Below are 25,209 nucleotides of genomic sequence, written 5' to 3' on the forward strand. Positions count from 1 at the left end.
GGAGGCTTCTCGGTGCATAGTTTAATCTACAGCGACGTTGCCGCCAACAAAGATTGGCCGTCCAGCCACGGAAAGCATCAAAGTTTATGAATCTCTTCAAGATTGAAGCGGGAACTGCGCAACACATCGGGAACCGTCCGCGGCAGAACGACCGGGTCGCCATCCTGACCGGCGCCCGCGCGCCCGGCTATGCACTGGCGGTGCTGGCCGACGGCATCAACGGCGTCGGCGGGGCCGAGCAAGTACTGCATACGGCGCGCCAGGTGTTCGACAATTTCAAGCCCGCCGAGGGTCCGAATCCGGAACGCCTGGCCCAGCTGCTGCGCGACATCGTGCACGAGACCCACATGGTGATCAAGATGAATGCGGTCACCACCGGCGAGGAGGCGCATGCCAGCTTCGTCGGGCTGCTGCTGTCGCCGCACGGCGAGGCGGTGTGGGCGCACGTGGGCGATTCGCGCCTGTACCGCTTCGAGGATGGGCAGTGCGTGCTGCGCACCGGCGATGCGGCGTATATCGAGCACCTCGTGGCCGACCGGCTGCCGCTGGAATCGGCGCGCAACCACCGGCGCTCGAAGCTGTTGCTGAACGTGCTGGGGAACAGCCGCAAGGAGCCGTTCGTGACCGTTGGCATGCATACCGGGGCGGCGGCCGGGGATCAGTTCTTGCTGTGTACGGATGGCTTGTGGCATTTCTTCACGGATGCCGAGCTAGGCGCCGCCATCGTGCGGGCGACGCCGCGCGAAGCGTCGGAACGGCTGATCAACAAGGCGGCCGAGCGCTCGCAGGGCAAATGGGGCAATTGCTCGATGGCGATTATCAAATTGGTAGCGCCGAACGGAGAGCAATAACGTAGGGTGGGCACCCCGTGCCCACGCGGAAGCCGGCATGGTGTTAGCGTCACCAACGGCATTGCGTTAGCGCTCGTTCCGGACACGACCGGGTCGGGATAGGCACGAAAAAAGGCCGGTGGACACAGGTGTCCACCCTACCAAGGACGGCGTTACAGGTGACATGGCCGGCTCCAGACACGCACGAAAAAAGCCGGTGGGCACGAGTGCCCACCCTACGAACGGCGACGCCGTGATTTATTGAGCGGGCGCCGGCTGCTGCCCCGCCGCCTTCTCCTGCTCTGCCTTCACACGCTTGGCTTCGCGCTCGGCCTTGCGCTGGGCGACCAGGCGCTGGCGTTCCTCGGACTTGCGGCGCCGTTCTTCATAGGCGGCGGCGTTCGCGGCGCGCTTCGGTGCATCGGCTGCTTCCTTCGCGGCGTCTTCCTGGGCTTTCTGGTCATGGCGCGCCATGCGGCCGGCGACCGGTGACGGACGCGGCGGCGGCGCGGCGGTCGGCACCTTCGGCGCGGCCGGCGGCTGGGTGGCGGCGCGCGCTTCTTCTTCCCGGTAGCGGGCCTCGGCTTCGGCCATCTGGCGGTCGCGTTGCTCGACCTTGAACTTGCGCTTGAAATGCTCGGCGTCGATCTCGATCGCGCGCTGCACGGCCTCGGCGCTGCGGCGGCGTTCCTTGGCTTCGTCGAGGCAGTTGTTCACGAAGAATTTGTCGTAGCAGACGGCTTCGCGCGCGGCGTAGTTGGCGGCGATGGCGGTGCGTTCGGCGGCCACCGCGGCCAGGCGCTCGTCGGCCTGGGCCACCGAGGTGGTTGGCGAGGATGGCGCCGGCGGCGGGGCCTGGCGCTCGCTGGCGCAGGCGGCCAGCAGGGCCAGGACCAGGGTGGCGGCGGCGCTGCGCAACATGGACTGTGCTTTGTTTGTCATCTTGTTCCCGATGGTGTTCTGTGTGGTCAGGCGATGGCGTCGGCCGCGCCGCGCCGTTCGGCGAGCATGTACTCGCGCGACTGCATCTCAATGATACGCGAGACCGTGCGGTGGAATTCGTTTGCCAGCATGCCCTGGGTGTAGAGCTCTTCCGGCTCGCCCGCGGCCGACATCACCAGCTTGACCTTGTGGTCGTAGAACACGTCGATCAGCCAGGTGAAGCGGCGCGCCTCCGACGACTGGCCGGCCGACATCTTCGGGATCGCCGACAAAATCACGGTATGGAAGCGCGTGGCCAGTTCCAGGTAATCGTTCTGCGAGCGCGGGCCGCCGCACAGGGTGGCGAAGTCGAACCAGATCACCCCGCCGGCGCGGCGCAGGGCGCGGATCTCGCGGTTCTCGATGTGGACGATGGGGCTTTCGTCGGCGGTGTCGGCGACCTTGGCATAGGCGTCGCGCAGTGCGTGGTCGGAGGCGGCGTTCAGCGGCGTGTAGTAGGCCTGCACCTGTTCCAGCGCGCGCTTGCGGTAGTCGTTGCCGGCGTCGACGTTCAGGATGTCGAGCTTCTCCTTCAGCAGCGCGATGGTCGGCAGCATGCGGTCGCGGTGCAGTCCGTCCGGGTACAGCGTGGACGGCTCGTAGTTCGAGGTCATCACGAAGCTGACGCCGTTCGCGAACAGGGCCGACAGCAGGTTGTACAGGATCATCGCGTCGGCGATGTCGGAGACGTGGAATTCGTCGAAGCAGATCAGGCGGTATTTCTTGGCGATGCGCTTGGCGACTTCGTCGAGCGGGTTGGCGACGCCTTTCAGTTCGTCCAATTGGCCGTGCACGGCGCGCATGAATTCGTGGAAGTGCAGGCGCGTCTTGCGCACTACCGGCACCACCGAATAAAAGGAGTCCATCAGGAAGGACTTGCCGCGCCCTACCCCGCCCCACATGTAGACGCCCTTCGGCACGTCGGGACGGTTGATGAGGCGTTTGAAAGCGGACGACCGCTGGGCCTTGTACTGGACCCAGTCGTCGTACGCCTGCTGGAGACGGTCGACCGCCGCCTGCTGGGCAGGATCGGAGGTGAAGCCGCGCTCGGTCAGGGCGTGCTGGTAGTACTCTTGGACGTTCATGTAATGCAATCGTAAAAACGTAGGGTGGACGGCTCTGCCGTCCACGCGTCCGACACACGTTCGCAAGCCAGATAGCGGGCCGGCAAACGAGAGGTGAACGCGTGGACGGGGAACCCGTCCACCCTACGGTTCAGAGAACGATGCCGGCGGCAGGAGTACGTTCCCCCCGTTCCGCGGCACCATAACCCGATTAGAAGTTCAGCGAACGCTTGTCGACAGCCAGCGCGGCTTCCTTGACGGCTTCCGACAGCGACGGGTGCGCGTGGCAGATGCGGGCGATGTCTTCCGACGAGGCCTTGAATTCCATCGCGACGACGGCTTCCGAGATCAGTTCCGAAGCGACCGGGCCCACGATGTGCACGCCCAGGATTTCGTCGGTGGTGGCGTCGGCCAGGAATTTCACCATGCCCGAGGTGTCGCCCAGCGCGCGTGCACGGCCGTTGGCCATGAACGGGAAGGTGCCGGCCTTATAGGCCACGCCTTCGGCCTTGAGCTGCTGCTCGGTCTTGCCGACCCACGCGATTTCCGGCGAGGTGTAGATGACCCAAGGGATGGTGTTGAAGTTGACGTGGCCGTGCTGGCCGGCGATGCGCTCGGCAACCGCGACGCCTTCTTCTTCCGCCTTGTGCGCCAGCATCGGGCCGCGCACGACGTCGCCCACCGCCCACACGCCCGGCAGGCTGGTGCGGCATTCGTCGTCGACGACCACGAAGCCACGCTCGTCCAGCTGCAGGCCGACGGCTTCGCCATTCAGGCCATTCGTGTTCGGCACGCGGCCGATCGAGATGATCAGACGGTCGAAGGTGGCGGTCTGCTCGGCGCCGGTCGAGTCGGCATAAGCGACGCTGACGTTGTTCTCGCCCTTGGTGATCGCACCGATCTTGCAGCCCAGGTTGATCTTCAGGCCCTGCTTGGTGAACAGCTTGTGCGCTTCCTTGGCGATCTGCTCGTCGACGGCGCCCAGGAAGGTCGGCAGACCTTCCAGCACGGTGACGTCCGCACCCACGCGGCGCCACACCGAACCCATTTCCAGGCCGATGACGCCGGCGCCGATCACGCCGAGTTTGCCCGGCACGGCTTCGATCGCCAGTGCGCCTTCGTTCGACAGGATCAGTTTCTCGTCGAATTCCGCGCCTGGCAGCTGGCGTGCGTTCGAGCCGGTGGCGACGATCACGTTTTTCGCGGTCAGGGTGGCCGTGGTCGGGCCAGTGACGTTGATGGTGTAGCCTTCGTCGGCCTTGCCGCCGAACGAACCCAGGCCGTGGAAGAACGACACCTTGTTCTTCTTGAACAGGAACAGGATGCCGTCGTTGTTCTGCTTGACGATGGTGTCCTTACGCTTGAGCATCTGCGGCAGGTTCAGTTCCAGGCCCGAGACGTTGATGCCGTGCTCGGCGAAAGCGTGGCCGGCGTGCTCGAAGTGTTCCGACGATTGCAGCAGCGCTTTCGACGGGATGCAGCCGACGTTGGTGCAGGTGCCGCCTGGTGCAGGCTTGCCTGCGGCGTTGCTCCATGCATCGATGCAGGCGGTCTTAAAGCCCAGCTGGGCTGCGCGGATGGCAGCGATGTAGCCGCCAGGACCGCCGCCGATGACGACGACGTCGAATTGATTCTCGTTACTCATGAATAGATCCTTATTTATTCTTCTGGGACAAAAATCCACATCAGCAGATAGACGAGCGCCCCGAACCCTGAAGTGATGAGGGCAAACAGCAGGAACACAAGGCGCCAGACCCAGGTTTCCAGGCCCAGCACGCCGTTCAGGCCGCCGCACACCCCACCCAGCCAGCGGTCGCGCCGCGAGCGGCGCAGCGCGCGGACCTGGGCTTCGAAGCTGTTGAAGCCGGCCTGGAAATCCGGCCCGGTGCCTGACCGATCCTTATGCAGGTTGACCCGCTCGCCGGCCAGGACCTTCGCCTTGGCCTGTTCGAATTCGGCGTCGCTCAGCGCGCCGGCCTGGTGCAGTTCGTGCAAACGCCGGATTTCATCGGAGATCATGGCATTTCCCTACTGTGATGTGGAAGAAGGCGCCCCGTGCGAGGCGCCCTTGCCTTCAAATTACAGGTCGAGCAGCAGGCGTGCCGGATCTTCCAGCGCGTCCTTCATGGCGACCAGGCCCAGCACGGCTTCGCGGCCGTCGATGATACGGTGGTCGTACGACATCGCCAGGTAGTTCATCGGGCGGATGACGATCTGGCCGTTTTCGACAACGGCGCGGTCCTTGGTCGCGTGCACGCCCAGGATAGCCGACTGCGGCGGGTTGATGATCGGGGTCGACAGCATCGAGCCGAAGGTGCCGCCGTTCGAGATCGAGAAGGTGCCGCCGGACAGGTCGTCCAGGGTCAGCTTGCCTTCCTTGGCCTTGGCGCCGAACTCACCGATTTTCTTTTCGATCTCGGCGATCGACATCTGGTCGGCGTTGCGCAGGATCGGCACCACCAGGCCGCGCGGCGAACCGACGGCGATACCGATGTCGAAGTAGCCGTGGTAGACGATGTCGTTACCGTCGACCGAGGCGTTCAGGATCGGGTACTTCTTCAGTGCGGCAACGGCGGCCTTGACGAAGAAGGACATGAAGCCCAGCTTGACGCCGTGCTCTTTCTCGAACTTGTCCTTGTACTTGGCGCGCAGGTCCATCACCGGCGCCATGTTGACTTCGTTGAAGGTGGTCAGGATCGCGTTGGTCGATTGCGACTGCAGCAGGCGCTCGGCGATACGGGCGCGCAGGCGGCTCATCGGCACGCGCTCTTCCGGACGGTCACCCAGGGCGACAGGTGCCGGTGCCGATACTTGCTGCAGGGCTGGCTTGGCGGCGGCTGGTGCAGGCGCGGCGGCTGGAGCGGCTGGCTTGTTGGCCACGGCACTCAGGGCGTCGCCCTTGGTCACGCGGCCGTCGCGGCCGGTGCCGGTGGCATCCGATGCGCTCATGTTGTTGTCGGCCAGGATCTTGGCAGCGGCCGGCATGGCGACGTCGCCTTTCGAGCCGGTGCTGGCGGCTGCAGGAGCAGCGGCCGGCGCCTGGATCGATGCGCCCGGTGCGGCCGACGGAATCGCCTTCACTTCCAGCGGGCTGGTCTGTGCCGACGCTTCGGTGTCGATGATGGCGATGACTTCGCCGGCGACGACGGTCGCGCCGTCGGCCTTCAGCAGTTGCACGATCACGCCGGCGCCCGGGGCTGGCAGTTCCAGGACCACCTTGTCGGTTTCGATGTCGATCATGTTCTCGTCGCGCGAGACCGGCTCGCCGACTTTCTTGTGCCACGACAGCAGGGTTGCTTCAGCAACCGATTCCGACAACTGGGGGACCTTGACTTCGATTTGTGCCATGTAAAACTCCGTTTGATTATTCTGTATTTATCTGCAAAAACGCCCGGTCAGCCTGTGCAGGCCAACCGGGCAGCGACGATTACTTGGTCAGGATAAAGCCCTTGAGCTTCGAGAACGCCGTGTCCAGCAGTTCTTTCTGCTGCGCCACGTGTTTGTCCGAGTAGCCGACAGCCGGAGCCGCCGAGGCCGGACGGCCGGCGTAGGCCAGGCGCTGACCTTCGTCCATGTTTTCGAAGATGTTGTGCTGGATCTGGAACCACGGACCCTGGTTCTGCGGTTCGTCCTGCGCCCACACGATCTCGGTGGCGTTGCTGAACTTCTTCAGTTCGGCGCTGAACGACTTGTGCGGGAACGGGTACATCTGCTCGATGCGGACAATCGCCACATCGCCGGCGCCGCGGGTCTTGCGTGCGTTGACCAGGTCGTAGTACACCTTGCCCGAGCAAACGATCACGCGCTTGACCTTCGAGGCTTCGATCTTGTCGTCGCACTCGCCGATGACGGTCTGGAAACCGCCCTTGGTCAGGTCCGACAGCGGCGAACCGGCGTCCTTGTTACGCAGCAGCGACTTCGGCGTGAAGATCACCAGCGGCTTGCGGAACTGGCGCACCATCTGGCGGCGCAGCAGGTGGAAGATCTGGGCAGCGGTGGTCGGCTGCACGACTTGCATGTTGTTGTCCGCGCACAGCTGCAGGAAGCGCTCGATACGGCCCGACGAGTGTTCCGGACCCTGGCCTTCGTAGCCGTGCGGCAGCATCATGACCAGGCCCGAGGCGCGGCCCCACTTCACTTCGCCCGAAGCGATGAACTGGTCGATGACCACCTGGGCGCCGTTGACGAAGTCGCCGAACTGGGCTTCCCAGATGGTCAGCGTGTTCGGTTCGGCGGTCGAGTAGCCGTACTCGAAGCCGAGCACCGCTTCTTCCGACAGCACCGAGTCGATGACCGTGAACTGTGCCTGGTTGTCCGACACGTTGGCCAGCGGCAGGTAGATGCCCTGGTCCCAGCGCTCGCGGTTCTGGTCGTGCAGCACGGCGTGGCGGTGCACGAAGGTGCCGCGGCCGGCATCCTGGCCCGACAGGCGGATGGCGTAGCCCGAAGCCAGCAGCGATGCAAAGCCCAGGTGTTCGCCCATGCCCCAGTCGAGGTTCATTTCGCCGCGGCCCATGGCGGCGCGGTCGGCCAGCACCTTGTCGACCAGCGAGTGCGGCTTGAAGCCTTCAGGCACCTTGGTGATGCGTTCGGCCAGGCGCTTCAGTTCGGTCAGCGGCACGGCGGTATCGGCGGCGTCGGTCCACTTCTTGTTCAGGAACGGCGCCCAGTCGACGGCGTACTGGTTCTTGAAGTTGGTCAGCACCGGATCGACCGTGTGACGGCCGGCGTCCATCGCGTCGCGGAAGGCGGCGACCAGCTTGTCGCCTTCGTCGGCGGCGATGGTGTTTTGCGTGGCCAGCTTCTCGGCGTACAGCTTGCGCGTGCCCGGGTGCTTGGCGATCTTCTTGTACATCAGCGGCTGGGTCAGCGCAGGGGTGTCCTGCTCGTTGTGGCCCAGTTTGCGGTAGCAGATGATGTCGACCACGACGTCCTTGCCGAACTCGACGCGGTAGTCGAGGGCGATTTGCGTCGCCAGGACCACGGCTTCAGGATCGTCGGCGTTCACGTGCAGCACCGGCGCTTCGATCATCTTCACGACGTCCGAGCAGTACAGCGTCGAACGGGCGTCGCGCGGGTCGGAGGTGGTGAAGCCGATCTGGTTGTTGATGACGATGTGGACCGTGCCGCCCGTGCCGTAGCCGCGGGTCTGCGCCAGGTTCAGGGTTTCCATGACCACGCCCTGGCCGGCGAATGCGGCGTCGCCGTGCACCAGGATCGGCAGCACCTGCTTGCCCTTGCGGTCGCCGCGGCGTTCCATGCGCGCCTTGACCGAACCTTCGACGACCGGATTCACGATCTCGAGGTGCGACGGGTTGAACGCGAGCGACAGGTGGACCGGGCCGCCCGGGGTCGAGACGTCGCTCGAGAAGCCCTGGTGGTACTTGACGTCGCCCGACGGCAGGTCGTCGGCGTGCTTGCCTTCGAATTCCTCGAACAGTTCCGATGGGGCCTTGCCCAGGGTATTGACCAGTACGTTCAGGCGGCCGCGGTGGGCCATGCCGATGACGATTTCCTGGATGCCCTTTTCACCGGCGCGCTGGATGGTTTCGTCCATCGAGGCGATGAAGGATTCGCCGCCTTCGAGCGAGAAGCGCTTGGCGCCGACGTACTTGGTGTGGAGGTAGCGTTCCAGGCCTTCGGCCGCGGTCAGGCGTTCGAGGATGTGGCGTTTCTTTTCGGCCGAGAAGGTCGGGGTCGAGCGGATCGATTCCAGGCGTTCCTGGATCCAGCGCTTTTCGGTCGGGTCGCTGACGTACATGAACTCCGCACCGATGGAGCGGCAGTAGGTGTCGCGCAGCATGTTCAGCAGGTCGCGCAGGGAAGCCTGGTCGCCGCCGAAATAGGTATTCGAGATGTTGAACTTGGTGTCGAGGTCGGCGTCGGTGAAGCCGTAGAACGATGGGTCGAGTTCAGGGATCGGCGGACGTTCCTGGCGTTGCAGCGGGTCCAGGTTGGCCCAGCGCGAGCCGAGGTAGCGGTAAGCGGCGACCAGCTGGGTGACCGCGACGCGCTTGCGGCCCATTTCCGGGTCGGCTTCGGCGGCGGCGCTGACGGTACGGATCGGGCCCTGCTTGGCGCGTTCCGCGAACGAGGCGATGACGGACGAGTGATCCACGTCCGGGCGGTTGCTACCATCGACGGCAGGCACGTGCTGCATGTTGTCGAAGTAGGCGCGCCAGTTGTCCGGAACCGAGCCCGGATTGTTCAGGTAGGCCTCGTACAACTCTTCCACGTACGGCGCATTACCGCCGAACAGGTAGGAGTTGGCGTTATATTGTTGCATCATTCTTGCTCACCTTTCTTCGCGCTTCGCGAGTTTGGCGGGTTGGGTTAACCTTCCGCGGCACGGCCTGACCGGTTAGCGGATCGCACTTACAAGACATCAAGTTGTGGGGGAAGGACTGTTGTTGCGACAGAGATAAATAACTTCGCTGACTTGGCACAATAGCGGCAGGTATTGTAACGCAACATCCGGGTGGCATAGGCGCCACTCTTACTTTTTGTGACATGTCGGGCCGATATGCCGCGCCGATACTCTTCTACAAGAGTTCCCACGGCCTTCCCGCTTTTTTGTTGACCGGCTAAATGATAATCGTTATCATTTGCGTCGTTCACTCAACAGGAAACTTGCATGTCCGTCCAGAATCCGCCGCGCACCGCAACCGCACCTGCCGCCCTTCCCGGCGCAAAACGCGCGCTCTGGCTCAAGCAGCTGCACCAGTGGCACTGGATCAGCTCGGCCATCTGCCTGATGGCCATGCTCCTGTTCAGCATTACCGGCTTTACCCTGAACCACGCGGCCCAGATCGAATCCAAGCCCCAGGTTACCCGCCTGTCCGGCACGGTGCCGGCCGCCCTGCTGCCCGAACTGCAGGCCTATGCCGAAGAGCATGCCGACGCCGAGGCGCCGGTCCCGGCGAAGCTGGCCGAGTGGGCGAACGGCGCCTTTCCGGTCGACATCCGCGCCAGGTCGGCCGAATGGAGCGAGGAAGACGGCTACGTCGCCCTGCCCCGCCCCGGCGGCGACGCCTGGCTGCGCATCGGCGTCGATGGCAAAGCGGAATACGAAAAGACCGACCGCGGCTGGATCTCGTGGCTGAACGACATGCACAAGGGCCGCAACACCGGCGCCGTGTGGAGCTGGTTCATCGACATCTTCGCGATTGCCTGCATCGTCTTTTGCATCACCGGTTTCCTGATCCTGAAGTACCACGCGGCCAACCGGCCGTCGACCTGGCCCGTGATCGGCTTCGGCATCGTCTTGCCCATCGTCCTCGCGCTGCTGTTCGTCCATTAATAAAAAGCGTTCATTAATTCACCTACTTATATAAGAAGGCACTGCATGAAACTGTCCCCATCGCTCGCCGCCCTGTCCCTGCCGCTGATCTCCAGCGGCGCGGTGGCCGCCGACCTGTCCGTCAAGTTCGAACTGCCGCAAATGAACGTGGCCGAGTATCACAAGCCGTATGTCGCGATCTGGATCGAGCGCGCCGACCAGTCCGTCGCCTCGACCCTGGCGGTGCTGTACGACGTCAAGAAGAAAGACAATGCCGGCGAGAAGTGGGTGAAGGACATGCGCACCTGGTGGCGCAAGGCCGGCCGCGAAGCGACCTTGCCGATCGACGGCGTCTCCGGCGCCACCCGCGCCGCCGGCAGCCACACCATGAGCTTCGGCCCTGCCCGCACCGGCATCGACAAGCTGCCGGCCGGCGACTACAAGCTGGTCATCGAAGCGGCGCGCGAAGCAGGCGGCCGCGAACTGGTGCGCGTGCCCTTCACCCTGCCGGCAAAAGGCAAGGTCGCGGCCAGCGCCAGCGGCAAGGAAGAGCTGGGCGCCGTTTCCATCGAAATCAAATAAATAAAACGGAGTCGAACATGCAAACCAACCTGATCAAGCACGGCGTCCTTGCCCTGATCCTGGCCGCCACCGCCGGCGCCGCCAGCGCCCACCGTCCCTGGATGGTGCCCACCTCGACCATGGTCGAAAGCAAGAACGCCTGGGTAACCATCGACGGCGCCGTTTCCGAAGGCCTGTTCGACGTCGACCACATGCCGCTGCGCATGAACGGCCTGAGCGTCACCGCCCCGGACGGCACCACCGCGCCGGCGCCGGAAGCCGTGATGGGCAAGATGCGCACCAGCGTCGACATCCCGCTGCCGCAGGACGGCACCTACCGCATCGCCCTGGTCAGCACCAACGTGATGGGCAGCTACAAGGTCGGCAACGAGGTGAAGCGCTTCCGCGGCAGCGAGGCCGACTTCAACAAGCAGGTGCCGGCCGGCGCCACCGAAGTGAAAAAGACCATCACCGTCCAGCGCATCGAAACCTTTGTCTCGGCGAATAAAACCAGCGACGGCGCGCTCAAACCCACGAATGCCGGCCTGGAGATGATTCCGCTCTCGAATCCAAACGATTTGCGCAGCGGCGAAACCCTGCGCGTGCGCTTCCTGCTCGACGGCAAGCCGCTGCCGAAGCTGGACTTCAGCATGGTGCCGGGCGGCGTGCGCTACCGCGGCGTGCTGGGCGAAGTGCGCCACACCACCGATGCCAACGGCGAAGCCACCATCAAGCTGCCGGCCCCGAACATGTACTGGGTGAATGCCGTGTATCCGCCGGCGCCGGCCAAGGGCGCGCCGCCATCGGACGCACCGGAAACCCGCCGCTCGGCCTATACCGGTTCGCTCGAAATCCTGCCGGAATAAGCCTGCCAGAGTACATCCACCATGCTGCACCGGGCGCCGCCGCGCCCGGTTTTCCTGCCACGAATGCGCCACGTCCTCGTTCCCCTCGACATTGACCCCACCCCGCCTCCCGCCGCCAGCACCCTGTTCGAGGCGGGCGGCTCGACCATGGGCACAAGCTGGTCGGCGCGGCTGATGCTGCCCGCCGGCGTGCGCAGCAAGCTGGGCGAGCGGATGCAGGCGGAACTCGACGGCATCGTGGATGAAATGAGCCACTGGCTGCCGGAGTCCACGCTGGGCCGCTACAACCGCGCCCCGGCCGGCAGCTGGACCGACATCCCGCCGCGCTTCGCCGAAGTCCTCGACTACGCGCTCGGCGTGTTCGAGGCCAGCGGCGGCGCCTACGATCCCTTCGCCGGCGTCCTGGTCAACCTGTGGGGCTTCGGCCCCGAGCGCCGCTACGACCAGGCCGGCTTCTATGCGCCGGCGCCAGCCGCCGTGCACGAGGTGCTGGCCCAGCGCGCCGGCCTGCACCCGGAATTCGACCGTGCCGCCGCGCGCCTGCTGCAGCCGGGCGGCGCCCTGCTCGACCTGTCGTCGGTGGCGAAGGGTTACGCCGTCGACCGCCTGGCGTTTTGCCTGGAACAGCACGGCGTGCGCCATTACGTGGTCGAGATCGGCGGCGAACTGCGTGGCGCCGGCACCAAACCCGACGGCCAGCCCTGGTGGGTGACACTGGAAGGCGTGCCGGGCGCAAGCAGCGTGGAAACCGTGGCCGCCCTGCACGGCATGGCGGTGGCCACCTCGGGCGACTACCGCCGCTATTTCGAACACGGCCTGCATCAACAGGGAGTCCAGCGCGCCTCGCACACCCTCGACCCGCGCAGCGGCTACCCGATCGCCAACAGCGTCGCATCAAGCACCGTACTCGCTTCCACCTGCATGGCGGCCGACGCCCTCTCCACCACCATCACCGTGCTCGGCGCCGAGGCCGGCCTCGCCTTTGCCGAGGAACGCGGCCTGGCCGCGCGCCTGCTGCTGCGCCGCGCTCACCACCCGGGCCTGGAAGAAATCACGACAAGCGCCTGGCGCGCCATGCTGCAATGATGACCATCGATCCCATGCGCTGGGGCAGCGCCCTGGCCCTGCTGGCTGCCTACGGCGGCCTGTGCGCCACCCTGCTGCGCCGCCCGAAAGCCGCGCCCGCTCCTGCGCTCGAAGAAGGCGACTGGCTGGTGGTCTACGCCAGCCAGACCGGCAATGCCGAATACCTGGCCCAGCAGACCGCCGCCACCCTGAACACCGGCGGCCTGCAGGCGCGCGCCGTGTGCATCTCCAGCCTCGATCCGGCGGCGCTCACCGGCGCCACGCGCGCCCTGTTCATCGCCAGCACCTACGGCGAAGGCGACGCCCCCGATTCCGCCGCGCGTTTTGCCGGCGTGACGATGGGCAGCGACGCCGACCTGTCGCAATTGCACTACGGCGTGCTGGCCCTGGGCGACAGCAGCTACACGAATTATTGCGGCTTCGGCCGCGCGCTCGATGCCTGGCTGGGCGCGCGCGGCGCCACCCCGCTGTTCGAGCGCATCGAGGTCGACCGCGCCAACGGCGAGGCGATCGCCAACTGGCAGCACCAGCTCAGCCACCTGGCCGGCACCAGCGACGCGCCGGACTGGGAAGCGCCGGCCTATGGGCAGTGGCGCATCCTGGAGCGCACGCAGCTGAACCCGGGCAGCATCGGTGCGCCCCTGTACCGCATCGCCCTGGCGCCGCGCGCGGGCGCCCTGCCCGACTGGGAAGCCGGCGACCTGGTGCAGGTGTGCGCACCGCGCGACCCGGACCTGCCGCGCGAATATTCGATTGCTTCGATCCCGAGCGAAGGCAAGCTGGAACTGCTGGTGCGCCTGCAGCGCCATGAAGACGGCAGCGCCGGCGCCGCGTCGGGCTGGCTCTGCCTGGATGCCACGCCTGACGACACGGTCGCCCTGCGCGTGCGCACCCATGCGCGCTTCCGCCTGGGCGAGAACGCGGCGCGTCCGCTGATCCTGGTCGGCAACGGCACCGGCCTGGCCGGCCTGCGCGCCCACCTGAAGGCGCGGATCGACGCCGGCATGACCGACAACTGGCTGGTCTTCGGCGAGCGCAATGCCGCGCACGACTTCCTGTGCCGCGACGAACTGCTGGGCTGGCGCGATGGCGGACAACTGGCGCGCCTGGACCTCGCCTTCTCGCGCGACGAAGGCGGCCCGCGCTACGTGCAGCACGTGCTGGCCGAACGCGGCGACGAACTGCGCGCCTGGATCGCGCGCGGCGCGGCTGTGTATGTCTGCGGCAGCCTGCAGGGGATGGCGGCGGGCGTGCATGAGGCACTGGAAAGCGCCCTCGGCACGGAAACGCTCGACGAACTGGCGGCCGAGGGTCGCTACCGGCGCGACGTATATTAGAAGGTTGGCGTACTGTCCCGGTCCGGCTCCGATGCGAATGCCACGCTTGACAGCTATTCCACATGAATCAGCAGCGGTACCACATTAATACGGTTGCATTGCGGTCTGCCAGCACACCGTAGTGTTCTCGTCTTCGTGGTGGAATGCCATGTGCGCCTGCTTCAGTTGTAGCGCAGCGAAATCATACTGCCCTGACCACACAACGCCCTCGGTATGCGCTAGACATAACGCATGAAAATGCGTTGACGCTAATCAAATTACGCGCAGCATCATCACGATAACGTGACCTCTGAACCTTTCAAGTGTTCTACGGCGAAGAGCCATTGGAGGCAATTAATGGGTGAAGTCCAGGAAATCGTGGTCGGCGCCGCGCGGTCGGCGTTCAGCGGCGAATCTCAACACAAGCGGCTCATGCGACTCGACTTTCCGTTCAAGGACGGACCATCCGCAATCCTCCTGCCTAACAAGCTGCTCGCGCATGAAGAAGTCTCGCGCAGTTTCCGCTTTGACGTCGAGGTCCTGTCGGACGACCCACGCATCCCGCTGAAAACAATGATGGGGCGAATGGCGACCATTTCCCTGGTGCGTGAAGACGGCTCGCTACGCTACTTCAACGGCTATATCACCGAATTCAGCTTCCTGCGCAGTGACGGCGGCTTCGCCTTCTACCGGATGCTGCTCGAACCCTGGCTCGCCTTCGCGCGCCTGCGCAAGAACTGCATGTCCTTCCACAACAAGAACGTGCTCGAGATCACTCAGGAAACCTTAAGGCATTACAGCCAGGCCGACTGGCACATGGCCAAGGTCGACGACACAAAACTGACGGTTGCCAACCAGTACAACGAGACCGACTACAACCACCTGCACCGGCGCTGGGAAGCGCTTGGCCTGCACTACTGGTACGAGCATGCATTCGACGGCCACAAGCTCATGATCTCGGACAATAGCTGTCTCGCCCAGCGGATTGACGAGGAGGCTTACGTGATCTCGTTTCACGACCAGGGTGGCTCACGCGAGGACGACGGCATTCACGAGTGGACGGCAATCCGGCGTATTGGCTCGGGCAAGACCACGCTCGCTTCGTTCAACTACAAGAACCCTGGGGCACAACGCGTTGAAGCCGCTTCAATGAACCGGCAAGGCGACGTCTTTCCCTACGAAATCTACGAGGACACCGGCGCGTATGGCTATCGCTTGCACTCGGAAGGCGCACAGTTGGCAGGGCGGCGCATGGACGAAGCGGAGAAGGATACCCAGTACTTCGAGGCGGCTGGCAACGAACGGTGCGTGCTGCCTGGGCGCACATTCAAACTGGGCGGTCACTTCAGTGCCGAATCGCATTCGCGTCGATACGACGCTAAACAGCGCAGCAACATCGGGGACCGCTACTACCTGATCCTGTCTGTCGACCATGAGGTATTCAATAATTACCAGGCGGGCCTAGGTAAGCCGTCAGAGTATGAAAACCGCTTCACCTGCATCCGCCAGGACATCCGCTGGCGCCCTGGCCGCAACTACGACAGCGAGCCTTGCATCTACACAGGGCTGCATACTGCCATTGTCGTCGGGCCGGCAGGCGCCGATATCCACACGGACGGCCTCGGACGCGTCAAGTTGCAGCTTCACTGGGACCGGCTGGGCAATTACGATGAAAAGAGCTCACCCTGGATCCGGGTATTGAGCCCTGCGGCTGGCAGCGAATTCGGCCAGATCCGCTTGCCGCGCGTCGGCGAGGAAGTCGCCGTGGTCTACCCCAACGGGAATGTCGATCACCCGCTTGTACTCGGCGCACTTTACAACCAACATCACATGCCGCCGTGGGCGTTGCCTGAACAACAGGCGCTCGCTGGCTTGCGCAGCCGGGAACTGGGTGGCGCGACGCGCGGCAACCACCTCGTCCTTGACGACACGAAGGAAATGATCCAGGCGCAGCTAAAGAGCGACCACCTGTGCAGTCAGCTGTCGCTTGGTCACATTTCCCGAATCGAGGACAACGCTGGCCGCAAGGATGCGCGTGGAGAAGGCTGGGAACTGCGCACCGATGGCCATGGCGTTGCCCGTGCGGCCAAGGGCCTGTTGATCACGACCGAAGCGCGGCCTTCCGCGCGCGGACCGATCAAGGACATGGACGAAACGACGAAACGGCTAAATGCCGCGCACAAGCTGCACGACGACCAAGCGACAGCCGCGCTGCAGGGCCTGGCCCAGGAAAGCGGACAGCAGCATGATGTGGCCGATGTGCTGAAAACACAAAGCGACAGTTTGCAGGGCACTGGTGAACAGTTTCCCGAGCTTTCTGCCCCCCACCTCGTCCTGGCGAGCCCGGCCGCGATCGAGACGACCTCAGCACAATCAACCCATATCGCGAGCGGTGAACATACGGCCCTGACGACGGGCCGCCATCTCTCGATAGCAACGGGCGAAAGCCTGTTCGCGAGCATTAAACAGACTTTCCGCCTGTTTGTTCACAAGGCTGGCATGAAACTGATTGCAGCATCGGGCAAGATCACTGTGCAGGCACATGAGGACGATATCCAGGTCATCGCGAACAAGGTCCTGTCGCTGATCAGCCAAACCGACTGGATCGATTTGAAGGGAAAAAAGGGCGTTCGCTTGCACGGCCCTGAGTGCATGGTCGAAATTACCGACCGCTTGCAAGTCTTCGCGCCCAAGCCGGCGCTATTTCACGGCAACCTCGAAACCCTCGCTTCCCAGAATCGGCCCCAGCCATCGGCCGAGCACAAGATCAGCATTGCAGAGCCAAAGACGCCGGATGATCCGAAGCAGCTTCTCTTCATGCTGCAAACCCATTCCGAAAACGGGCGCCCTTTTTCAAACGTTCCTTACACCCTCTTTAAAAACGGCAGCCAGGTTAACGAAGGCATCACCGACGACCTTGGTCGTATCGCTATCGAGCATACGAGTGGAACGCCGGGCTATACAGTGGAACTTGCGAACGGCGAAAAATTCGAGCTCAAGGCCTGGGAAAAGTTCGATCCAAAAGACAAAGCCTTGTACAGCGAGCAGGTCCTGTCGAACCAAGGGGCGCGCTCGCTCGATGGCTCGGCGGAAGGCCGCACTTACTCCTGAATTGTCAGCAAACACAACGGGAACCTCATGCGCCCTGAAAAAAACCTGCGGACCGAACAGGTTCATATCGACGAAGCCAGCAGCAAAGCGACTTCCACCATCCAGTGGTTTGCTGAAGAGAAGAACAAAAAGGGAAATGCGACCCATCCCATCACCCACAACAACAGGCTCAGCGTCCATATTTGCGGAAAAAATGGCTTCGCTGCCATCGCCAGGGACATCGCGGAGGCAAAAGAGAGCATCGACCTGGTATGTTGGGGATTCGATCCGGGAATGGAATTGGTCCGCGACGGACCGATCTGGCCGCGGGCGAAAACCTATGGCGATCTCTTGATTGCGGCGGGGAGGCGCGGCGTGCGGGTTCGCTTGCTGGTCTGGTACAGCGTTAGCGGCGGCGCGATTCAAAAGCACATGCCAGGCCATACCCATGGAAAAAATCCTTGGCACATCGCCCGAAGCGATCTGGAAGTCCAGCAAATGAGTGCCCAACACAGCATGGATCGAATACGCGAGCATGCCCGGAATAATCGCCATAAAAAGGAATGGAACATTTCGGGCGACAAGCTTGCAGCCATGGCAAGGGAAGAATATTGCTACAACTGGTACAGGGCCGCCTTCGCGGGACGGTTGGAGGGCATTCGCATCCGTACCCGCGACGGCGATTCCAGCAGCATCGGAAATGCACTTGAACTGGAGACGAGAAAACCCGATGCCAGCGAGCGCGCGCTCTTTACGTTAGGCGGCACCCATCACCAAAAGCCGATCCTGATCGACTTCGCCTATAACAAGGGCAAGAAGGCCGTCGCCTACGTCATGGGCCTGAATTCACTGACCGATTATTGGGACAGTCCCGAGCATTTCGTCGAGAACCCATTGCGCGAGCAAGGCGCAGCCAAAACGAAGCAGGAGCATGCGGAAGGCGTCGACGGCCGTTTCGATTTCGAGACCCTGAAGCCGTATCGCGACTACGCTTGCCGCATCGAGGGCGGCCGGGCTTTGATACCGGTCCACGAGAATTTCGAAGGGGCCTGGGAACGTGCGGCCGGCGCTACCTCGGCCAAGTCGTACGTGTGCGGCACACCACCCTCCGCCTTGCTGCGCAAGGCCGGCTCCGGGGACTCGACGGTGCAGATCGTCAGAACGCAGCCCGAGGAAAACGACTTCACGATCAAGGAAATCTACTTCAACGCGACCCGCGTCGCCGCTGCTGGAACAGGCTACCTGTACATGGAGAACCAGTATTTCCAGTACCAGGACTGGGCCGAACACCTGCTGGCGGTTCGCAAGAACGTCATCGCCGGGTGGAACCGCAACGCCGCAAAGATCGGCAAAAGCAAGGAAGATCTACCGATCATGCATGTCTTCGTCGTCATTCCGGCGCCAGAGAAAGCGCAGATGGTTCCGCGCACCTACGACACCCTGGCCACGCTGGGCCAGCAGGACGGCATGACCGGGCAGGTAAAGATGATCGACCGGGCCAATAAGGATGCGAAGATTCAGCAGGCCGCGTCGAAACAATTCGTCGGGGACGCTGCCGACAGGCGGGCAAGCGTGCCGAACCTCGTGACAGAAGTCGTTGTCTCCGCTGCAAACAAGATCGACAAGCCTACCGCGCTGCTTCTCGAAGACTTGTACGGCCTAAAGGTGTGCGTGGCTGTGCTCAACTCATGCGAGTTCAACCAGGCGCGGCGCCAGTGGCGCTACCGCGAAATCTACATCCATTCCAAGCTGCTGCTGGTCGATGACGGCTTCTTCACGCTCGGCAGCGCGAACCTCAACCAGCGCAGTATGGCGGTGGACAGTGAGATCAACCTTGCCACGAACGACCCGCGCCATGCGACCGAACTGCGAAAACGGGTCTGGTCGCAGCTCGCGACCAATAAGAATAATGGCGGAAATGCGACGCCAAAGGAAATTGCTGAAACCTTCAAGGAATGGGTAAAGCTCATGAAAAAAAACAGAGAAAGACAAAAGGCACCGCCCACCGATCCAGCCGACAAGCAAATGGAAGGCTTTATCGTCTCACTGGACGATAGCCGAAGCTCGACCATCCGTTTCGGTTGAATCATGAATACGGCCGCCACTCCTTTCCCGCCGCGTTGCCGCCATCTGGTAACCCTTCTGATCACCCTTAATCTCCTGACTGCCTGCGACATGGACAAGACCAAGCTTCCCGCCCACATGCAAGAGTTGCCGCCCTTCGATCCGCACATCGCTTCCTTCGAATGCCAGACTGAAGCGAGCAAGGTGCCGCCGGTTGACGCTCAAGCCGATGACTGGTTCCTTGAAGCGCGTGCCCTGGAAGACCGTACGACTTCCCACGAGGACCGCGAGTACGAGCAGATCGTCAAACTAACCAAGCTGGCTGCTGAACGGCATCACTGGAAGGCAATGCTGAACCTGGCCAGCCTGTACGTCGAACGGCACGACCCGCCTAACGGCGAGGATGAAGCGATGACACTGGTGTCGCAAGCCGTCGAACTGGGGATTCCAGCGGCCTACGACCGGATGGGCACCTATTACCTCAACGGCACGGGCGTCCATGTAAATCCCGACCGCGCGTACGCCTTCCTCCAAAAGGCAGCCGCAATGGGCAACCCGCATTCGATGCACTTCCTGGGGGAGAAGATGGATGCCGGTGGAGACAACCTGAAACCAGGCTACTGGGGCAACATCCCTATCGCAATCAAAATGTTTGAATGTGCGCTGGCCCAGGGTTATGGCCCAGTCGCCGAAGAACTGGAATATATGTATGCCGTACCCCGTGGAGTGGATGGTATGCCACTCGGAAAAAGGACTCCAGAAACCCTTAATCGCGTAATGCGCGCTCTGCACGAGGGTGTGAAGAACGGTTGCAAGAGTTGTGCGGACAGCTTGTTCCTTGAATTTGCTCGTCCGAGCAACCTGGAAAGCATGTTCGTGCCATTCATCGACAAGGCACGCGGCCAACGCTACAACATGCTTGGTGATGCACTCAGCTTCAACCCCGACCGCCGCTTTCCCAACCTCGACAAGATCCTCCCTCTGCCGCCCGCGGTGCTGCCGCCCTGGGACGGCACACGCGAAAGCCTGCTCGCGGCGGCCATGGCCGTCGTGCCCGCACCAGCCACACCGGCACCGACCGAGGCTTCGTTGAGAAAAGGCCGCTACTTCCTCGACAGCGCCTACGCCTTTCGGCCGCTCGCGGAAACGACCGATGCACTGCAGGCGCCCGTCGCTGGCTACTGGCAGCCGACCGCGCCGCAGGAAACGGCCGAGGTGCGCACCTTCCTGGCCAAGATCGCGCCCGGCCTCTACGGCAAGGGCGAAGCGTTCGAGCAGCCACGCGCTCCGGACGGCATGGGTTCGAAAGCCATCACCAGCATCGTCTGGCAGCGCGTGCTCACCGTGCGCAACGACGGCGGCGCGGTCGCACCGCGCACCGCGCTCAGGCTGTCGCGTCAGGTCAAGTGGCCGTCACCGCAGGTGGAGTGCGCTGGTAATAAACAATGTGCCGTGACAGGCACGTGGCAGCCATGGCTCACGCCAGGCCATCCACTCGAACAGGAAGTCAATCATGCCTGGCGGCAGCGCTGGCTGACCACTGGACAACCCTTTCCCGATCCAAAGCGCGACTGGATGCTGCCGCTGGACAGTGCGGAATTGAAGTGGCATCTGCTGGAGGCGGAGACGCCGAAGCAAAAATAGTCTGTGCGACCGCGCCGGACGACTTTATTTCGTAAATAACGCTGTTTTTGCTCGGTGTAATTTTCAACATCTAGATAGCAGCTTTGCTCGACAAGTATCGTAGCGGGCAGGCCTGGCACTTAACAATGAAAGGCTAAACGAACATGAAGCATGAAGGACGTGGTGTCATTCGGATGAATGACAAAACGGATCACGGCGGCCAGGTCATCTCGGTTTCATCAGGCACCGTGGTGATGGGTACAGAAGCAGCCCTGGCCGATGACATGACCTTCTGCCCCCAATGTAAAGGAAGGTTTTCCATTAAACCGGATGGTGCCGGTGCCAGGCACGCAGGACAGTCCTATGCGTATGACAGCGATCTCACCGCCTGTGGTGCTAAGTTGATTTCCTCTATTTAGAAAACCATAAAGGGATCAATCTTGAACAAAAAGTCGGGATGCCCAATTCATAGGCGGCCTGAAGATATTTATTAAAATCAAAGGCTTAATTCATCACATTGGTAGTGACGCACAACTTTATCCACAGTTTCTGTGAAGAACTTGGGTTTCGAAAGTGTTATTCCAGCATGGCGACACGAAAGCACGCGCTGCGGCATAGTATGGATGAGCTTGCAACCAAGAGTCGTTTTCCAGTCCGCGTCGCCCAACCGTGAGGCCTCCATGCGTTTGATCCCGAAACTCGTCCTGGCCAGCGCCTGCCTCCTCGGCAGCCTGGCCGCCACTGCCGCCGAAGCTAACGACCCCATCGGCCACTACTACCTGAGCGGCATGACCGAAGTCGGCTCGGAACTGCTGCTGAAGAAGTCGGGCGAATTCGAATGGGTGCTGATGTACGGCGCAACCGACATGGCGGCGCAAGGCACCTGGAAGCGCGACGGGCAACGCATCGTCCTCACCCCGCACTCCCCTCGGCCGGGGAAATTCCGGCTGTTCACGGAAGCCGAACTCTCGATCAAGAAAGACCCGCGCCAGGGCATCTGGGTGGCGATCGTCGGCGTGCCAGAGACCGGCCCGGTGGCCGGCATCGAGGTCCGCTTCGAAAGCGCCTCCGGACGCAAGGCCACTGCGGTCAGCGGTCCGAACGGCGATGCGATCGCCCAGATGCCCGCCGGCGAAACCTGGAAGCGCGCCGGCCTGCGCCGCGCAGACAGCAAGGACGAGTGGACCTGGTTCGACGTACCGGCCGAGCGCGCCAGCAAGCGCATTGCCGGCTTCGTGGTGCTCAATCCGGGCGAACTGCAGGCGGCGCCGTTCAAGTCCCTGAGCCTGTCGTCCAGCGAGGGCCGGCTGAGCATCGACGAGAATCCGATGGGCCTGCGCGGCACCTATGCAAAAGCGCCGGGCAAGGCGGCCTCTACAGACTGAACTTGCCGGCGCCGCACGGCGCCTTCCGAGCATGCGGCCGGAAGACTCCGATACTGGCCCGTCCTTGATACAGCTCGTCTTCTGCGGCCAGGCGACTGCCTACATTGGCCTGACGCCATGCACCACGCATGCGCGAAGACCATGAGAGGCTCACATGCATATCCTGAGAAGCAAGACGCTTCGTGCGGCAGGCGGACTGGTACTCGCTGCACACCTGGCGGGATTCGACGACGGCACCAGGGCCGCGGCGCCGGCGAACGGCGCGCAGGGCGCCGGCGCGCTCCACGCCCCAGCCGACGTGTACGGCATCGTCAATCTGGTGCCGTCCCAGGCCCTGGTAGCCCACATCAACGCCAGCGGCCAGGCCGCCTTCGAGTACATCGGGCTCGACTACAATGCCCATGTCGGCTTCTTCGATGGACAACGCGTCATCCACCCTATCACGCCGAGCAACACCGTCTCGTTTCTCGGCGCCCTGAACGACCGCGGCGAGCTGGCCTTCGTGTCGCGTCATGTCGACCCCAACGATCCCTGGTCGACGAACCTGCAACCGTATCGCTGGTCGGCGGCCCGTGGGCTGGCCCGCCTGCCCTCCCTCGGCGCCGCTGGCGACAGCTGGATTCCCGCCATCAATAACAACGGCATCGTCGTCGGGGCCTCGTACACGGGTTCCGATCCCGCCACCGGGCGCGCGGTGCGCTGGAGCGCGGCCAACCGCTTGACGGTGCTGCCCAGGCCGCCCGGCTTCGACCTGAGCTATGCCTTCGACATCAACGAGCGCAACGTCAGCGTCGGCAGCGTTACCGATGCCGGCGGCATCAACCACGCCGTGCGCTGGGACAGCGCCAACCGGCCCACGGTACTCGGCATCCTTGGCGGCGTACGCGGCGCCATTGCCATGTACAACAACGAACGTGGCGATATCGCCGGCATGCTCGATGGCGGTACGCCGGATGCGCGCGCATTCCTGTGGAGCCCGTCACGGGGCGTGGCCACCCCGGGGCCGAACGCGGTGGTGGTCGGCCTGAACGAGGCAGGAGAAATCGCCGGCCGCATCATCTCACCGGACGGCGCCAGCCGCGCCTTCCTGTACTCGCGCGCACGCGGACTGGTCGACCTGCACCCCGCATCGCTCGCGGTGTCCGAAATAAACAGCCTGAACGATGCCGGCGTCAGCGTCGGCGTCGCCTGGGCCAGCCAGGGCGAGCGCCGCGCCTACCGCTGGTCGCGCACGGGCGCGGCCGTCGACCTGAACACGCGCCTGCTCAATCCGCCGGCGGGACTGACACTCGCTTCCGCACTCGCCATTGCCGCCAATGGCGACATCGTCGCCGAGTCGAGCGCCGGCCTGGTGCTGCTGCGCCGCGGCGGCGGCGGTACCGACGCGCCAGTGCTGGGGCCAATCAACTTCCCCGAGACAGCACTGAACCGCCCACTGCAGCTCACCCTGTCCTTCCGCGACCGCAACGTCGGCGACCGTCACAAGGCAAGCGTCGACTGGGGCGACGGCCTGGGACCGCAGCCGGCCGTGGTGCGCGCAGCACGCGGCAGCGGCGAGGTCAGCGCCCGGCATACCTTTACCACGGCAGGCGCGCGCAACATCATCGTCCGTGTCACCGATTCGACCGGCAGGAGTACCGTGCAATACATGGAGGCCCTGATTGGCTTGCGCGCGACACCGGCGTCGCGCGCAGCGCCCGCGCGGCCACACGGACGCTAGTCGACATACACCGCGGCCCTGCGGACGCGATTGACCAGCAGCGTCCCGGGGCGGGAATCCTTGTACAACGAGACGTTCGGCATATAGACCAGCTCATCGGGATTGGTGAAATGGTCGTCCCACAGTCGGAGACGGAGCGATCTTGCCGTCCGAGGCGGGGCTGCGACTTGGGCAGCAATAAACCGATCGAAATCCGAGCCATATTCGAACGTCACCACTTCGCCGCCATTGTCCAAGTCCCGGGTCGAATGGATGTCCGTAGCAGATCTGGGCAAGTGATCGGGGAGTGCTTGTCGTTCGAATGCGCCACTTGCTGCAGCCTGCTCATAGGTATTGAACCTGTGCTCGACGATGGAACTGGGAATGATCAGTAGAGCGAGCACAAGCACGGCAACCAGGCTCAGGATGAGCAAAACCAGCCACTTGGCAAATGTTCGCATTACTTGGATTACCTCATGGACCGGTGTGTTCAATGACCGATTCGGGTCGATTGCGTTCTGCTGCAGCGTTATCGTTCGACCCGAAGCGAATATCTGGTAACGCGGATTGATTTCCAGATGCGTAATCGTTACGCGTCCATGCTTGATTCGTCCCTATCAAGCCCATTCTGCACAAAATGAAGTTCAGGATCCAGCTTCAGCCCATCCGGATCCTCGGCAATCTGTGAATATTCCGATAGTGCTCGTGCTGGTTTCGGTGGTGGCGCCGGCCCCATGCCCGCAAATGCGGCCATCATCAGTACGGCGAGCCAGCGATATCGCTCTTTCCAGGGCCGCCGCTCAAGAATCGCATTCGAGGAAGGCTCTTTGTTTTCGTCATCCACTGAGAAGATCACTTTCGTTTAAATGTGGTCACCGACCAACCGGTTCGCCGCTCAAGTGCGATAAACAGTATGGCCTACTGATTTAGCTAGGTATGCACTTGATGCATACATTTATGATCGCAGGATTCAGCTTTTTCATGGGAATGGCCGTATAGCGATTAATCTGGTGATTTTCTCAGCCATTTCAATGGTGACACAGGATTGAATCATACGACTGCGTGCTCTGCGTTCAAGTTAACAGAACGCCGATCGTTGTTCGTCCTCGAACGTTTGGTTCTTACCGATTGCGCACGGATTGTAACGTCTGCTTTCGGCCCAAAGCTTTCATCGCTCAAGGGACAAGAAAGGCGTAAGCGACGTACAAAGTCAAAACACAAAGAAGACCTGTCCAGAATAGCCGCACGGTTTTGCGTATCGTGGGATACCGCTCTCAGCAATGGAACCGAAGATGTCCAATGAGTAGAGTAAGCATATTTATCTCTAAGAGCCTCCGAGAGGCAATGGATTTTTAAGCAGTATGT

The 25,209-nt window shown here is 62.9% G+C and carries 20 protein-coding genes; 12 read left to right on the forward strand and 8 right to left on the reverse strand.

All coding sequences use genetic code 11. From position 1 onward, the window contains the following. The first annotated feature begins 86 nt into the window (after window positions 1–86). Entirely contained in the window at window positions 87–851 is a 765-nt protein-coding gene (locus LK540_RS18060; protein ID WP_229438694.1) for a PP2C family serine/threonine-protein phosphatase, read from the forward strand. Window positions 852–1,088: 237 nt separating this feature from the next. Here LK540_RS18060 and LK540_RS18065 read toward each other — a convergent pair whose 3' ends face one another. The 6 genes from LK540_RS18065 to LK540_RS18090 all read right to left on the reverse strand — a co-directional run bounded on the left by LK540_RS18065 (window position 1,089) and on the right by LK540_RS18090 (window position 9,164). Further along, complete coding sequence (locus tag LK540_RS18065; protein ID WP_229438695.1) at window positions 1,089–1,772, reverse strand: hypothetical protein; 684 nt, start codon at window positions 1,770–1,772, stop codon at window positions 1,089–1,091. A 26-nt stretch (window positions 1,773–1,798) separates the two neighbouring features. After that, window positions 1,799–2,896: a cell division protein ZapE gene (gene zapE, locus LK540_RS18070; protein WP_229438696.1), complete on the reverse strand. Its 1,098-nt coding sequence runs from the start codon at window positions 2,894–2,896 to the stop codon at window positions 1,799–1,801. Window positions 2,897–3,086: 190 nt separating this feature from the next. Then, entirely contained in the window at window positions 3,087–4,520 is a 1,434-nt protein-coding gene (gene lpdA / locus LK540_RS18075; protein WP_229438697.1) for a dihydrolipoyl dehydrogenase, read from the reverse strand. A 14-nt stretch (window positions 4,521–4,534) separates the two neighbouring features. Further along, window positions 4,535–4,894, reverse strand: coding sequence for a PspC domain-containing protein (locus LK540_RS18080; RefSeq protein ID WP_229438698.1), 360 nt, complete (start codon window positions 4,892–4,894; stop codon window positions 4,535–4,537). A gap of 60 nt (window positions 4,895–4,954) precedes the next feature. Beyond that, on the reverse strand, window positions 4,955–6,223 hold the full coding sequence (gene odhB / locus LK540_RS18085) for a 2-oxoglutarate dehydrogenase complex dihydrolipoyllysine-residue succinyltransferase (protein WP_229438699.1): 1,269 nt from the start codon (window positions 6,221–6,223) through the stop codon (window positions 4,955–4,957). Window positions 6,224–6,302: 79 nt separating this feature from the next. Then, the gene (locus LK540_RS18090) at window positions 6,303–9,164 is read right to left on the reverse strand and encodes a 2-oxoglutarate dehydrogenase E1 component (protein WP_229438700.1); all 2,862 of its coding nucleotides are present in this window, start codon (window positions 9,162–9,164) and stop codon (window positions 6,303–6,305) included. Window positions 9,165–9,509: 345 nt separating this feature from the next. Here LK540_RS18090 and LK540_RS18095 point away from each other — a divergent pair, with 345 nt between their 5' ends. The 11 genes from LK540_RS18095 (at window position 9,510) to LK540_RS18145 (ending at window position 23,865) form a co-directional block, all read left to right on the forward strand. After that, window positions 9,510–10,175 carry a PepSY-associated TM helix domain-containing protein gene (locus LK540_RS18095; protein WP_229438701.1) on the forward strand — a complete coding sequence of 222 codons (666 nt, stop codon included), beginning with the start codon at window positions 9,510–9,512 and terminating at the stop codon, window positions 10,173–10,175. 45 nt (window positions 10,176–10,220) lie between these two features. Further along, window positions 10,221–10,736, forward strand: a complete 516-nt coding sequence (locus LK540_RS18100; RefSeq protein ID WP_229438702.1) for a DUF2271 domain-containing protein — start codon at window positions 10,221–10,223, stop codon at window positions 10,734–10,736. A 17-nt stretch (window positions 10,737–10,753) separates the two neighbouring features. Beyond that, the gene (locus tag LK540_RS18105; protein WP_229438703.1) at window positions 10,754–11,581 is read left to right on the forward strand and encodes a DUF4198 domain-containing protein; all 828 of its coding nucleotides are present in this window, start codon (window positions 10,754–10,756) and stop codon (window positions 11,579–11,581) included. A 63-nt stretch (window positions 11,582–11,644) separates the two neighbouring features. Then, window positions 11,645–12,667, forward strand: a complete 1,023-nt coding sequence (locus LK540_RS18110) for an FAD:protein FMN transferase (RefSeq protein ID WP_229438704.1) — start codon at window positions 11,645–11,647, stop codon at window positions 12,665–12,667. Continuing rightward, a complete protein-coding gene (locus LK540_RS18115; RefSeq protein ID WP_229438705.1) occupies window positions 12,664–14,004 on the forward strand; it encodes a sulfite reductase subunit alpha in 1,341 nt (446 codons plus the stop codon). Before LK540_RS18110 ends, LK540_RS18115 begins: the two co-directional genes overlap by 4 nt. Window positions 14,005–14,340: 336 nt before the next feature. Beyond that, a complete protein-coding gene (locus tag LK540_RS18120) occupies window positions 14,341–17,094 on the forward strand; it encodes a type VI secretion system Vgr family protein (protein ID WP_229438706.1) in 2,754 nt (917 codons plus the stop codon). A 27-nt stretch (window positions 17,095–17,121) separates the two neighbouring features. Further along, window positions 17,122–19,158 carry a phosphatidylserine/phosphatidylglycerophosphate/cardiolipin synthase family protein gene (locus LK540_RS18125; protein WP_229438707.1) on the forward strand — a complete coding sequence of 679 codons (2,037 nt, stop codon included), beginning with the start codon at window positions 17,122–17,124 and terminating at the stop codon, window positions 19,156–19,158. 3 nt (window positions 19,159–19,161) lie between these two features. Continuing rightward, window positions 19,162–20,781 (forward strand): tetratricopeptide repeat protein, encoded by a 1,620-nt coding sequence (locus LK540_RS18130; protein WP_229438708.1) that lies wholly within the window; start codon window positions 19,162–19,164, stop codon window positions 20,779–20,781. Between the two features lie 143 nt (window positions 20,782–20,924). Then, complete coding sequence (locus tag LK540_RS18135) at window positions 20,925–21,179, forward strand: PAAR domain-containing protein (protein WP_229438709.1); 255 nt, start codon at window positions 20,925–20,927, stop codon at window positions 21,177–21,179. Between the two features lie 261 nt (window positions 21,180–21,440). Next, complete coding sequence (locus LK540_RS18140) at window positions 21,441–22,145, forward strand: hypothetical protein (RefSeq protein WP_229438710.1); 705 nt, start codon at window positions 21,441–21,443, stop codon at window positions 22,143–22,145. Window positions 22,146–22,299: 154 nt separating this feature from the next. Next, complete coding sequence (locus LK540_RS18145; protein WP_229438711.1) at window positions 22,300–23,865, forward strand: hypothetical protein; 1,566 nt, start codon at window positions 22,300–22,302, stop codon at window positions 23,863–23,865. Here the strand turns inward: LK540_RS18145 and LK540_RS18150 are convergent. Further along, window positions 23,862–24,305 (reverse strand): hypothetical protein, encoded by a 444-nt coding sequence (locus LK540_RS18150; protein WP_229438712.1) that lies wholly within the window; start codon window positions 24,303–24,305, stop codon window positions 23,862–23,864. The genes LK540_RS18145 and LK540_RS18150 overlap by 4 nt on opposite strands. 128 nt (window positions 24,306–24,433) lie before the next feature. After that, on the reverse strand, window positions 24,434–24,688 hold the full coding sequence (locus LK540_RS18155; RefSeq protein WP_229438713.1) for a hypothetical protein: 255 nt from the start codon (window positions 24,686–24,688) through the stop codon (window positions 24,434–24,436). Window positions 24,689–25,209: the final 521 nt, after the last annotated feature.

It is taken from the genome of Massilia sp. IC2-278, assembly GCF_020708045.1.
GTDB lineage: Bacteria > Pseudomonadota > Gammaproteobacteria > Burkholderiales > Burkholderiaceae_D > Telluria.